The sequence below is a fragment of the Williamsia sp. z71 genome (assembly GCF_059553375.1).
This window is the reverse complement of sequence record NZ_JCANWX010000011.1, coordinates 124084-137239: the sequence shown is the minus strand read 5'-3', so window position 1 is coordinate 137239 and position 13156 is coordinate 124084. Positions and strand designations below refer to the sequence as shown.

Below are 13156 nucleotides of genomic sequence, written 5' to 3'. Positions count from 1 at the left end.
GACCACACTAGTCCTGGCGGGCACAGTCACCGCCGGTAGGGAAACCTCTGCGCTACTCGACGAACGAGTCGGCCACGGTCAGCGCCGCGTCGAGGATCTCGAGGCCTTCGGCGACCTCATCAGCGGTGACCGTGCACGGCGGCACCATATGTATCCGGTTGAAGTTGGCAAAGGGCAGCAGGCCACCCTTCTTGCAGGTGGCCAACACCTCGGTCATCGCCGGGCTCGAACCCCCGTAGGGCGCCAGTGGCTCCCGCGTCGCCGGATTCTTGACCAGTTCCACGGCCCAGAAGACGCCGACACCCCGGACCTCCCCGACGCTGGGATGCTGGGCGGCGAGCTTCTCCAAACCAGGTCCCAGGACGTCGGATCCGATCGTCGCGGCATTCTCCACGATGCGCTCGTCGGTCATCGCGTTGATCGTCGCGACCGCGGCCGCGGTGGCCAGCGGATGACCGGAATAGGTCAGGCCGCCGGGGTACGGCCGATCTGCGAAGGTCTGGGCGATCTCGTTGCTGATGGCCACGCCACCGAGCGGGACGTATCCCGAGTTGACCCCCTTGGCGAAGGTGATCAGGTCAGGGATGACCTCGGAATGGTTGATGGAGAACCACTTTCCGGTCCGGCCGAATCCGGCCATCACCTCGTCGGCGATCATCACGATCCCGAAACGGTCGCACAGCTCACGCACTCCGGCAAGGTAGCCGGCGGGCGGCACCATGATGCCCGCGGTACCCGGAACCGGCTCCAGCACAACAGCTGCGATTGTCTGCGGCCCCTCCATCGAGATCACCGACTCGAGATGTTCGAGCGCACGCTCACATTCCTGCTGTTCGTTCTCGGCGTGGAACCGGCTGCGATACAGGAACGGTCCGAAGAAGTGGACCACCCCCGCCGACCCGTAGTCGTTGGGCCAGCGCCGCGGGTCGCCGGTCATGTTGATCGCGGTATCGGTACCCCCGTGATACGAACGGTAGCCGGTGAGCACCTTGCGCCGGCCGGTGTGCAGTCGCGCCATCCGCACGGCGTGTTCCACCGCGTCGGCGCCGCCGTTGGTGAAGAACACCTTGTCGAGATCACCGGGGGTCCGCTCGGCGATCAGGCGCGCAGCCTCCGAACGCGCCTCGTTGACGTGTGCGGGCGCGACGGTGCAGAGCTTGTTCGCCTGTTCGGCAATCGCCGCAACGACTTTGGGGTGCTGATGACCGATGTTGGTGTTGACCATCTGCGACGAGAAATCGATCAGGCGGTTGCCCTCACCGTCCCAGACATACGACCCCGACGCACCCAGGATGGTCATCGGATTCAGCTGCGCCTGCGCCGACCAGGAGTGGAACACATGCGCCCGGTCCAGCTCGTACGCGGTACGGCCGGCCGTCTTGGCCGCTTCCAGCTCGGCGGCGTCGGCAAACGGCGAATCGCCGCCGAAGGCCGTGTTGTCATCTGCCATCAGAGGGCACCTTCCACCATGCGACCGACGGTCTCGGTCAGAACGTCCACGCCGGCCGTGAGGTCGGCGTCGTGAGTGTATTCATTCTCCGCGTGAGAGACACCGTCGACGCTGGGTATGAACAGCATCACCGTCGGGACCAGGTCTTTCATGTTCGTCGAGTCATGTCCGGCCCGGGTCCGCACCTGCATGTGGCTGTGCCCGAGCGCGTCGATGACATTCTCGGCCAGCGCCACCCCCTCGGGCTGGTAGGTATGTCCCTTCCAGGTGTGGGCGAACCGCCGCTCGATCTCGACGTCGGCCGCGACCTCGATCTCCGCGAACGCCCGGTTGAGCTTCACGTCGGCCTCGGCGAGCAATTCATCGGACGGCGACCGCAGATCCAGATGCATGTGGACCTCACGGGCCACCACCACCGGCGAGTTCGGATACACCGTCAGCTGCCCGCAGGACGTATGCAGATCCTCACCGTAATCGTCGGCCAACTCGCGCAGCGCGACAACAGCTTTCGCGGCTCCGTAGAGCGCGTCCTGCCGGTCGGCGATGGCCGTGGCACCGGTGTGCGCCTGCGACCCGATGACCGAGATCTCGTACTTGTTGGCACCCCAGGTCGACGGCACCACACCCATCAGGACACCGGCCTTGTCGAGTTCGCGGCCCTGCTCGATGTGGATCTCGGCATACGAGGCGACCTGCAGGCCGCCGGGTGTGTGATGCTCACCGGTGGTGAAGACGTCCTTGTCCCCCAGCATGTCCAGTTCACCGAGCGCGTCGGCGACCGAGGCGCCGGCGACGTCGGTGGTGGCGAGCGCTTCGGACAGGTCGAGCTTGCCGGTGAACACACCGCTGCCCTGCATCGACGGCTTGAAGCGTGATCCCTCTTCGTTGAACCAGTTCACGACGGCCAGGTTGTACACGGCTTCATCAGGATGGTCGAGGTAGTACTGCCGGAGCCGGTCCATCGCGTGCGCCGCGGCCAGGACACCGTAGGCACCGTCGTAGCGACCGCCACGCGGCTGGCTGTCCAGGTGGGATCCGGACAGCACGTACGGTGCGCCGGGCACCAGTTCGTACAGTCCGAACATGTTGCCGATCCGGTCGTACGCCACCGTGAAACCACGCTCGGTCAGCCACCCGGCCAGCCATCGGCGATTGGCACCGTCGGCTTCGGTGGCGGCCTGGCGCTCGACCCCGCCCGCCGCGGTCGCACCGAAGGTCGACATGGTGGTGAAGTCGTCGATGAAGGCGCTGTCCGTGGCCGGGTCGGCGGCGACTCGAACTGCGCTGCCCCGCGCTGATTCTGAAGAACTCATCGAAGATCCTTTCGTCCGGGGTGGTTACGAGCGGGCGGCGAGCGTCGGCGCCATGGCCGGGATGATCTTCTCCCCGTACGCTTCCAGGGTCTGGTCTTTGCCGTCGTGCTGCAGGTAGATCGAGAACTGGTCGACGCCGAGGTCGCGTAGCTCCTCGAGCCGGGCAATGTGCTGTTCCGGCGTGCCCAGCAGGCAGAACCGATCGACGATGTCGTCGGGCACGAAGTCGGCGTGGCTGTTGCCGACCCGGCCGTGCTCGTTGTAGTCGTAGCCCTGCCGGTTCTTGATGTAGTCGGTCAGCGCGGCCGGCACCTCGGAACCATCGCCGTATTTCTCCACCAGATCCGCGACGTGGTTGCCCACCATCCCGCCGAACCACCGGCACTGATCACGTTGGTGCACAACGTCATCGCCGACATAGGCGGGGGCCGCGACCACGATCTTCACCTCATCGGGGTCACGTCCGGCAGCTTCGGCGGCGGCCTTGACCCGCTTCACCGTCCACTCGACGATGGCCGGATCCGCCAGTTGCAGGATGAAACCGTCGGCGACCTCACCGATCAGGTCGAGCGCCTTGGGTCCGTATCCGGCACCGTAGACGTCCAGCCGGGAACGAGCCGCCCACGGGAACCGGATGTCGGTGTCGTTGATGGTGACGTTGCGGCCATTGCCCAATTCCTTGATGACATTGATGCTCTCGCGCAGGGTCGCCAGCGTGGACGGTTTGCCCGAGAGCACGCGGACCGCCGAGTCACCACGGCCGATGCCGCAGACGGTCCGGTTGCCGAACATCGAGTTCAGTGTTGCGAACGTCGAGGCCGTGACGGTGGCGTCCCGGGTCAGCGGATTCGTCACCATCGGCCCGACGATCACGTTGCGCGTCGCCGCCAGGATCTGGCTGTAGATCACGTTCGGCTCTTGCCACAGCACATGCGAGTCGAACGTCCACACGTACGTGAAGCCCCGGTTCTCGGCCGCGACGGCGAGTTCGACCACTCGCGATGCGGGCGGATTGCATTGCATGACAACACCGAAGTCCATGTCGTGCTCCTTCTCGATTGTATTCGTCGTCTCGTTCTGGCGGCGGCTCTAGATGAGGTTCTGCGAGAGTTCGCGCCGCACAAACCGTCCGTCGGTCTTCTTTCCGAGGTACTCACCGGCGTCGACGATCACGGAGCCGCGCGAGAGCACTGTCTGCACCGCACCGTCGATCTCGTACCCCTCCCACGCCGAGTAGTCCATGTTCATGTGATGGCTTTTGCCCAGGCCGATGCTGGTGTGCCCGGCCGGATCGTAGATGACGACGTCGGCATCGGCGCCCGGTGAGATGACACCCTTGCGCGGGTACATGCCGAACATGCGGGCCGGGGTGGTGCAGCAGACCTCGACCCATTTCTCGAGGCTGATCCGCCCGTCCACCACGCCCTGATACATCAGGTCCATCCGGTGCTCGACGCCACCGATCCCATTGGGGATCTTGGAGAAGTCGGCGATACCGAGTTCTTTCTGATCGACCATGCAGAACGGGCAGTGGTCGGTGGCGACCCCGGCGACGTCGCCGGTCCGGATGAACTTCCACAACTCGTCCTGATGTCCCTCGGCCCGCGACCGCAGCGGTGTCGAACAGACCCACTTCGCACCCTCGAATCCCGGTGCGCCGAGCTGTTCTTCGAGTGAGAGGTACAGATATTGCGGGCACGTCTCGGCGAACACGTTCGCGCCCCGGCCACGCGCGGTGGCGATCTGTTCGAGTGCCTGCCGCGCCGACACGTGCACCACGTACAGCGGCGCACCGGTGACATCGGCCAGCATGATCGCCCGGTGCGTGGCCTCCTCTTCGAGCTGCCACGGCCGCGAGACCCCGTGGTAGTACGGCGATGTCTCACCGCGCTTGAGGTGCTGCGAGACCAGTTCGTCGATGGCGATGCCGTTCTCCGCGTGCATCATCATCAGCGCGCCGGTGTCGGCGGCGCGTTGCATCGCCCGCAGGATCTGACCGTCGTTGGAGTAGTAGACACCGGGATAGGCCATGAACAGTTTGAAACTGGTGACACCTTCGTTGATCAATTCGCCCATCGCGGAGATGGATTGGTCGTTCACGTCCCCGATGATCTGGTGGAAGCCGTAGTCGATGGCGCTGCGACCGCCGGCCTTCTGGTGCCACAACGCCAGGGTGTCCTGCAGTTGTTCACCCGGGGTCTGGATGGCGAAGTCGACAATCGTGGTCGTCCCGCCGAATGCCGCCGCGCGCGTGCCGGTTTCGAAGGTGTCCGAGGCCTCGGTCCCACCGAACGGCATCTGCATGTGGGTGTGGGCATCGACCCCACCGGGGATCACGTACTTGCCGGTGGCGTCGATCACCGTGTCGACGTTGGCTGCGAGGTCGGTGCCGAATGTCGCGGCGCCCGGCTCGATGAGCGCAACAATGGTCTCACCGTCGATCAGCACATCGATGAGCTGCCGGCCGGTGGCCGAAACCACCGTGCCACCACGGATGAGGGTTGTTTCCATCAGCTTCCCTGCTTTCCTGCGAGTTCTTCGTCCGGATCCTTGTCCGGCCCACTGACCACGTTGCCGGAGCCGACGGCGGTCGGGTCGACCGGCTCGGTGGTCTCTGTCGTGGAATCTACCTCCACGGTGCCGCGCCAGGTGCCGATCACGCGCATCACGTGATAGACCACCACCGCGGAGATCGCACCGAGCGCGATCCCGCCGAAGCTGAGATCGCCGATGGTCCAAGCGAAGTCGGCGATACCGACAACCAAGGCGATGGCCGCGGTGAACTGGTTGATGGGCTGGGAGAAGTCGACCTTGTTGGTCACCCAGATGTGCACACCGAGGATTCCGACCAGGCCGTAGAGGGCGACGGTGACGCCACCGAGGACGCCCGGCGGGATGGAGGCGATGACCGCACCGACCTTGGGCGAGAGGCCGAGCAGGATGGCGGCCGCACCGGCAACCCAGTAGGCAGCGGTCGAGTAGACCTTGGTCGCTGCCATGACACCGATGTTCTCGGCGTAGGTGGTGGTGGCCGAACCGCCGCCACTGCCGGCGAGCACCGTGGCCAGACCGTCTGCGGCCAGGGCCTTTCCGATCCGATGATCGTTGTTGATGCCGGTCATGGTGTTGATGGATTTGACGTGGCCGATGTTCTCGACGACCAGGACCAGGACCACCGGGATGAACATCGGCAGAACCGACAGGTGGAAGGTCGGGGCGGTGAAATCGGGCAGCCCGACCCAGTCGGCGGCACCGATGGGATCGGTGTCGACCTCGCCCCGTGCCAGTGCGATGAAGTAGCCGATCACCACGCTCAGGAAGATCGCCAATCGGCCGAGCAGTCCACGAAAGAGCACCAGCGACAACACCAGCATCGCCAGCACGATGAATGCGGTGACGGGCTCGGTCTCGAAGTTGCTCTTGGCCACGGGCGCCAGGTTGAAGCCCACCAGGGCGACGATCGATCCGGTGACCACCGGGGGCATCAGCTTTTCGATCCAGCCGATCCCGACGAAATGCACGACGACGCCGATGATCGTCAGCAACGCACCGACCACCACGATGCCACCGAGCGCGCCGGACGGGCCGTGCGAGGTGGAGGCGGCGATGGTGGGCGCGATCACCGCAAAGCTCGATCCCAGGTAGCTGGGCAGGCGGTTACGGGTGATGAGCAGGAACAGGATCGTGCCGATGCCGGAGAACAGCAGCGTGGTGGCCGGCGGGAACCCGGTGAGGACCGGGACCAGGAACGTGGCGCCGAACATGGCGACCACGTGTTGCAGGCCGATGCCCACGGTCCGTGGCCAACTCAGCCGTTCATGCGGTGCGACAACGGAGTCACCGGTCTTGACCTGCCACTCGAATAGGGACATGTGGTGGTTCCTTTCAGCGCACGGGCGTGCGTGAGGAGAGGTGATGGGAGGGGGTTCGACTCCGCTGTCGAGGCAATGCGTCCGTGATCAAGTGCCGAGCTCGGTTGCTCAGCTGTGGGATTCGAGTTCGAGGTGATTGAGGCGGAAGGCGTTGCCCTCGGGGTCGAGGAGCACCGACTGCCAGGCGCCGTAGTAGGTGCGGGACGGTTCCTTGACGCAGGTCGCTCCGGCCGCGACAGCCGCGGCGGTGAGTCGATCGACCTGGGCGTCGTCGGCCATCTCGAAGGTCAGGAAGCTGCTGACGCCGGCGTTCGGTGGCTCGGGGGCAACCAGATTGAGCATGTCGTAGGCGGTGTGCGCACTGAATCCGAGGATGGTCTCACCGATGTTCAGGCCCCGGAAGTGGTCTGACCGGAGCTCCATCACCTCATCGAGACCGAGGAGCTGTTGGTAGAACTCGGCCAGGCCCACAAAATCCTCGGCCATCACACTGGCGAAAGACAGACCAACTGTCATAGGGCTACTCACTTCTCTAGAGGTCGAGCACCAGGCGCGGTGTCTGCGACCTGCTGACACACAGGATGATTCGTTTTCCGGCCGATCTGGCCCGTTCGGAGAGCACGGTGTCCCGATGGTCGGGAACCCCGTCCAGCACGGTGGCCACGCAGGCACCGCACTCCCCTTGCAGGCAGTGGAACTCGGCGGTCGGCACCGCCTCCCGCACCACGGCCAGCGCGGTGCGATCGGGCGGTACCCTCACCACCGCACCCGTCCGGCGGAGCTCGATCTCGAACGGCCCAACCGCACCGGCGGACATCAGGACGGGCTCAGCACAATCGTTTTGGCGAACTTCGCGGTGAGGTGATCACCGGAGCTGATCGGTGCGTATCGCGGCTGCTCACCCTCGGCGACACAGGTGGGCAGGCATTCGATCATGGCGTCGTAGTTGGGCTGGTGGAAGAACACCAGCGACATCCGGCGGGTGTTGCCCTCGGCGTCGGGATGCGGGGTCCGGACCCGGTGCCGGGTGGAGGTCCACAGATCATTGGTCCACTGCGCCATCAGGTCTCCGATGTTGACCACCAGTGCGTCGGGCACCACCGGCACCGGGATCCAGTCGCCGTCCTTGGTGAAGACCTCCAGCCCGCCGGGCGCCTCCTCCTGCCGGACGATGGTCAGGCTGCCGTAGTCGGAGTGCGCGCCGGCCCGCATCTGGCCCGGCTGCGGGGGTGTGGTCAGGTGTGGGTAGTTGATGGCGCGGAGCATCGAGATGTCCTTGTCGATGGTGTCGACGAAGAAGTCGGGGTTCAGGCCGAGTCCGAGCGCGAAGGCACTCATCAGCTTGCGCGACAGTTCATTCATCGCGCGGAAGTAGGTGGTCCAGGCCTGCTCCATGTCCGCGGGTTTCTCGGGCCACTGGTTGGGTAGAAAGTGGGGTCCGGCGTTCTCTTTCGAGAAATACGGATCGGAACTGTCGAAGTCGACGGGTCCCACGTCGAACTTCTCGTGCAGATCCCGCGGCTGATGGACGTCCTCGCTGTACGAGAACGCCTGCTCACCGATCGATGAGTACCCGCGGACCGTATCCGGGCTGGGTTGCGCGACCCGACGCTTCTCGTCCTCGGGCAGACCGAAGAAGGTGTCGGCGCTCTGGTACATCGCGTCGATGATGTCCGGCGCGATCCCATGGTTCTTGATCTGGAAGAACCCGATCTCGCGGCAGGCGCGGTCGAGTTCGGCGGCCACCGCCGCCTTCGCCTCGTTGTCGTCGCCGTACAGCGCAGAAATGTCGATCACCGGCACCACAGACATGTGTTCTCGCTCCCTGTCGTCGTCTCCCCTCAAGTCTGGGGCGCGGTGGGGACGACCAACAAGAGCTCCGGGTGCTCACAGATCCGCGGCGTCGATGTCACCTGCGGTCAAGGGAAACATCTGCGTAACACTCGATTACGCAACCGACTCACGCGTGATCGTTCCGGTAACAAAGCTCGGCGCCCGGGTCACCGACGGGTGCGTCGGCCGAAGGTCGTCTGCCTCGTGTACTTGTCGGTGAGATGACGGCCGGCGATCAACGCGTCGGTGATCTGCTGATCACCGCCCCGCAGCGGCGACACCGCGACGTCGGCGTTGGGATGCTGATAGAACGCGAACTCCAGTCGAGCGCTGTCCAGCGCCACCGACCGCGGCGGGTTGGCCGTCCGGTTGAGCGTGGCGGGCCAATGATCGTCCGTCCATTCCGCCAGCAGGTCGCCCACCAGGACCACCAGCGTGGCCGGCGTCGTCGACACCTCGAGCCACTCACCGTGCGGGCCGAGCACCTCCAGGCCGCCCGGTGTCGATTCGCCGGACAGGACCGTGAACGCACCGTAGTCGGTGTGGATCCCGGCCCGCGACTGATGCGGCAGCGGGGGTTCGGCCTGAGCCGGGTAGTACAGGGCCCGCAGCATGCTCAGCTCGGTGTCGAACCGGGGGACGAAATGTTCGGGCGACAAGCCGAAAGCCTCCGCGGCCATCGACATCAGTTCGCCGCTGACCCGCTGCATGTGCCGGTAGTACTGCTCCCAGACCGGCCGGAAACCTGCCGGCGCCGTCGGCCACAGGTTCGGGTACGCCATCGGTCCGGCCCCCGGTTCACCCACCACCGGGGCGTCGACAGCCCCGATGTCCATTTTCTCCTTGAGGTCGCCGTGCGATTCCTCGCCGATGGAATACGTCATGCCCTCCGATCCCGAACCCGACCAGCCGCGCACCTGATCCGGAGCCGGTTGCGCCACGGCCCCCTTCACCAGCTCGGGCTGCAGGAAGAACTGACGGGTCACCGAGTACATGTCGGAGAGCAGCGCCGTCGGGATCTGGTGGCCGACCAGGTAGGCGTGACCACTGCGCGCACAAGCCGTGTCCAGCAGTTCGATCTGACGGGCCCGCGACCGGGAACCACGGGCGGCCTCGGAAAGGTCGACGGACGGAATGGAGAGCACCCGACTACTCTGCCTCACAGCCAGGTTCCTGGCCCACGGAGGAGGAAAGTCGTGTCGAGCCCGATGGCCACGGTCGCCGAATTGGCGGTCGCGACCGGCGTCCAGATCGCGACGCCACCGTCTCGATGGGAAGCCGTGGTGACGTCGGTGGTCGACGCGGAGGCCGCCCGCGAACTGATCTCGCTCGACGGCGTGCTGGTCATTGTCGATTGGAAACCGGCGCGGCCGAGTGATCCGCTCCCCGACCTTCCGGCCGTCCTCGAACCGCTGGTGGCGAGGAAGCCGGCCGCGATCCTGGTGAACCCGGCCCGGCAGGTCAATCCCCCCAGGCGGGCGGTCACGCTGGCCGACCGGGCGCAGGTGTGTCTGCTCTGGAACACGGTGCCCGACAACGGCGTCGACGTGGCATCGCACCTGCAACGGCTGCTGGTGCCCCAGCCGCCTGCGCCGATCAACGACGAGGTGGTGGTGGCCGCATCCGACCTGCTGCAGATCCTGCATCACGCCGACAACCTCGACGGCCTACTCGCCGAGATCGGGGTGCGACTGCACGCCACGGTCCGCCTGAGCGAGTCGTCCACCGGGCTGCCCCGTCCGGCGGCGCCGCTCGCCGTGTTCCCACTGGCGGGCATACCCGGGCACAACCCGGCGCTGGAGATCACCAGGGACACCGCCCTCACCCGCGGCGAGACCGCGATGCTGGAAGCCCTGTTGCCCGTCGTCCGCCTGCACATCAAGCTGCGGAACTCCGAATCCGATGACGCCGCCATCGAAATCGCCCGCAATCTGAAGAACATCCTCGGTGAGGACCTGGTCCTGCGTGAAGCCGGACTCCGCAAAGGCCGCCGCCTTGCCCTGTTCCCCCGCCATCCGGTGGTCTGTCTGGCCATCGAGCCCTTCGGTGTCGCGGTGGACATGAGCGGCCTGCACGACCTGAAGTCCGCTCTGGCGCCGGTGGCCACCCGGTTCGACGCCGACGCGATCACCATCGTCAACGAGGGCGTGCTGGTCGTGATGATCAAGGCGACAACAGATTTCGATGCGTTGTCCCGGGCCCTGTACCGCGGGGTGCAGGTTCCGCTGGCGATCGGGGCCGGCGAACCGGTGGACAACGCGCGCAGTTACCCCGGGGCGTTCCGGCAGGCGGTCCGGGCGGTGGCCGTCGGCCGTCGCATCGGTGCGATCAACCGCGTCACGGGTTACCGCGATCTCGGGGTCCTCGGCGTGCTCTATCAACTCCCCGAGCACGCCCGGCGGCAGTTTGTCGGCGAGACCCTGGGCTCGGTCGCCGACGAGACACCGGATGGCCTCGACCAGCGCCGCATCCTGCGGGTCCTGCGGGCCACCGATTGCAACATCGCCGAATCCGCCCGCGAACTGTTCGTGCATCCGAACACGTTGCGCAGCCGGATCGCCCGGATCGAGGCGATCACCGGTCCGTTCATGAATGAACCCGACCGCCGGCTCACGATCTTCACCGCCCTGTCGATGTTTTCCCTCGACAGCAACGTCGAAGGCGACTGACGCCCCACCTCCGCACCCCGATGATGTGCCCTTTTGGCGACCATTTCCCCAGGTGGACGCCGCCATAACCCCACATCATCGGAGTGCGGAAACATGGGATGTTAGGTTCTTTCCATGTCCACGCAGATCGAGCGTCCCCGCCGCACCAGTGAGGTCGTGGTCGAGCGCATGCAGGAACTCATCCGCACCGGCGATTGGCCGGTCGGGTCGCGCATCCCCTCCGAACCCGAACTGGTAGAGCAACTCGGCGTCGGACGCAACACCATCCGGGAAGCCGTTCGCGCCTTGGAGCACGCCGGATTCCTCGAGCCCCGGCGCGGCGACGGAACCTACGTCCGCAGCCGAAATCTGCTGGCCGCCGCGATCGGCCGCTGTGTGTCGAGCAGCGAGGTCCTCGAGTTGTTGCAGGTGCGCCGCGCACTCGAGCGGGAGGCCGTACAGTCGGCCGCGCACAATCGCACCGACGATCAGGTGCAGGCGCTCCGCGATCTCCTCGTCGAGATGCGGACGGCCTTTGAGGACAACAACTTACAGCGGTACATCGACGCCGACATCGCGTTCCACACCGCTTTGGTTGCCGCTGCGGGCAATTCACTGCTCTCCGAGTTGTATGCCGGGCTGGCCGAGGTCATGGGAAGGACACACGCGACGCTGATCGCCGCCGACGTCGACGCCCATCCCCACCCCACCGGACACGCAGAGGTGGTCGAGGCGATCAGCAAGGGCGACGCGAATGCCGCTCTCGCCGCCGTCGAGCACTACCTCAACCGATCGATCGAAGTGCTGTCATGACATCCACACCCTCAACGACACTCGGCTCGGACCGAACCCCCAAGGCCGGCTCGACGCGGCGAACCGCGGCGATCTTCACGGCACTGGGCATCATGGTGGTCTCGGCAAATCTACGGCCGGCAGTGGTCGCCGTCGGACCACTCATCGACGACATCAAGGTGTCGGAGGGCTTCGGTAGCGCCGCGGCCGGACTGCTCACCACCTTGCCCGTGCTCTGCTTCGGCCTGGTAGCGCCGATCGCACCGCGGATCGCCGCGCGGTTCGGCATCGAGCGCACGATCTTCGCGGCCATGGCCCTGCTCTGCGTCGCCATCGTGGCGCGCATGGTCCCCAACATGTTCGCGCTGTTCGTCGGCTCCGCGCTGGCCGGTGTTGCCATCGGCATCTGCAACGTCGTACTCCCGGCGCTGATCAAACGTGATTTCTCCCATCGCTCGGGCCTGATGACCGGCCTGTATTCGATGACGCTGTCCGGCGGCGCGGCGCTGGCGGCGGGCCTGACGGTGCCGATCTACACCGCCGTCGACGAGAACTGGCGGGTTGCGCTGGGCAGCTGGGCGCTCCTGGCCGCACTCGGCCTGGTGTTGTGGATCCCGCAGCTGTCCCGCATCCACCGGATCAGCACCACACCCCTGCCCGCGTCCCTGTGGCGCAACAAGATCGCCTGGGCCATAACCGTTTTCATGGCGTCCCAATCACTGATCTTCTACACCTTCACCGCGTGGCTGCCCGAGTACCTGATGGACCGGGGGACCTCCAAGGCCGCCGCCGGCGGCATGCTGGCCCTGGCCCAGACTGCTGCCTTGCTGATGGCGCTCGTCGCGCCGATCATCGCCGTTCGATTCCGTGACCAGCGGGTGCTGACACTGGCGTTCTGCGCCGTCTGCGCCATCGGATTCATCGGTCTGGTGACCACCGATGAGCTCACCATTCTCTGGGTGATGCTCATCGCCAGCGGCCCCGGCGCCGCCATCAGCCTGGTCCTGCTGTTCATGGTGCTGCGGAGTTCGAGCACCGTACAGACCAGCCAGGTCTCCGGGATGGCCCAATCGGTCGGCTACTGCCTGGCCGCCGTCGGCCCGCTGGCGATCGGCGCATTGCACGACATCACCGGTTCCTGGACGCTGTCGATGGCGGTGCTGGCACTGGCACTGATCCCCCTCAGCGGATCAGCACTTGTGGCCGCCAAAGATTCCAAGATGACCCGCTAGCGCGCGCAGCCTCCAA

12 protein-coding genes are annotated in these 13156 nt (G+C 65.8%); 3 read left to right on the top strand and 9 right to left on the bottom strand.

Annotated elements, in window-relative coordinates; all coding sequences use genetic code 11:
* Positions 1 to 52: 52 nt before the first annotated feature.
* The 9 genes from AC51GR_RS23485 to AC51GR_RS23445 all read right to left on the bottom strand — a co-directional run bounded on the left by AC51GR_RS23485 (position 53) and on the right by AC51GR_RS23445 (position 9631).
* Positions 53 to 1450: an aspartate aminotransferase family protein gene (locus AC51GR_RS23485; protein WP_496327073.1), complete on the bottom strand. Its 1398-nt coding sequence runs from the start codon at positions 1448 to 1450 to the stop codon at positions 53 to 55.
* Positions 1450 to 2763: a M20 family metallo-hydrolase gene (locus AC51GR_RS23480; RefSeq protein WP_496327072.1), complete on the bottom strand. Its 1314-nt coding sequence runs from the start codon at positions 2761 to 2763 to the stop codon at positions 1450 to 1452. Before AC51GR_RS23480 ends, AC51GR_RS23485 begins: the two co-directional genes overlap by 1 nt.
* Positions 2764 to 2787: 24 nt before the next feature.
* On the bottom strand, positions 2788 to 3804 hold the full coding sequence (locus AC51GR_RS23475; RefSeq protein WP_496327071.1) for a TIGR03842 family LLM class F420-dependent oxidoreductase: 1017 nt from the start codon (positions 3802 to 3804) through the stop codon (positions 2788 to 2790).
* A 48-nt stretch (positions 3805 to 3852) separates the two neighbouring features.
* Positions 3853 to 5274: a dihydropyrimidinase gene (gene hydA, locus AC51GR_RS23470; RefSeq protein ID WP_496327070.1), complete on the bottom strand. Its 1422-nt coding sequence runs from the start codon at positions 5272 to 5274 to the stop codon at positions 3853 to 3855.
* Positions 5274 to 6635 (bottom strand): uracil-xanthine permease family protein, encoded by a 1362-nt coding sequence (locus tag AC51GR_RS23465; RefSeq protein WP_496327069.1) that lies wholly within the window; start codon positions 6633 to 6635, stop codon positions 5274 to 5276. The genes hydA and AC51GR_RS23465 overlap by 1 nt, the downstream gene beginning before the upstream one ends.
* Positions 6636 to 6743: 108 nt before the next feature.
* A complete protein-coding gene (locus AC51GR_RS23460) occupies positions 6744 to 7151 on the bottom strand; it encodes a VOC family protein (protein WP_496327068.1) in 408 nt (135 codons plus the stop codon).
* A 16-nt stretch (positions 7152 to 7167) separates the two neighbouring features.
* Positions 7168 to 7452, bottom strand: a complete 285-nt coding sequence (locus tag AC51GR_RS23455; protein WP_496327067.1) for a 2Fe-2S iron-sulfur cluster-binding protein — start codon at positions 7450 to 7452, stop codon at positions 7168 to 7170.
* Positions 7452 to 8447: an isopenicillin N synthase family dioxygenase gene (locus tag AC51GR_RS23450; protein WP_496327066.1), complete on the bottom strand. Its 996-nt coding sequence runs from the start codon at positions 8445 to 8447 to the stop codon at positions 7452 to 7454. The genes AC51GR_RS23455 and AC51GR_RS23450 overlap by 1 nt, the downstream gene beginning before the upstream one ends.
* Positions 8448 to 8635: 188 nt before the next feature.
* Positions 8636 to 9631, bottom strand: a complete 996-nt coding sequence (locus AC51GR_RS23445) for an isopenicillin N synthase family dioxygenase (protein WP_496327065.1) — start codon at positions 9629 to 9631, stop codon at positions 8636 to 8638.
* 33 nt (positions 9632 to 9664) lie between these two features.
* On the opposite strand from AC51GR_RS23445, the gene AC51GR_RS23440 reads away from it, so the two are divergent.
* From AC51GR_RS23440 to AC51GR_RS23430, 3 genes are all read left to right on the top strand, one after another.
* Positions 9665 to 11137 carry a PucR family transcriptional regulator gene (locus AC51GR_RS23440; protein WP_496327064.1) on the top strand — a complete coding sequence of 491 codons (1473 nt, stop codon included), beginning with the start codon at positions 9665 to 9667 and terminating at the stop codon, positions 11135 to 11137.
* 114 nt (positions 11138 to 11251) lie between these two features.
* The gene (locus AC51GR_RS23435) at positions 11252 to 11929 is read left to right on the top strand and encodes a FadR/GntR family transcriptional regulator (protein ID WP_496327063.1); all 678 of its coding nucleotides are present in this window, start codon (positions 11252 to 11254) and stop codon (positions 11927 to 11929) included.
* Positions 11926 to 13140, top strand: coding sequence for a CynX/NimT family MFS transporter (locus AC51GR_RS23430; RefSeq protein WP_496327062.1), 1215 nt, complete (start codon positions 11926 to 11928; stop codon positions 13138 to 13140). The genes AC51GR_RS23435 and AC51GR_RS23430 overlap by 4 nt, the downstream gene beginning before the upstream one ends.
* Positions 13141 to 13156 lie beyond the last annotated feature (16 nt).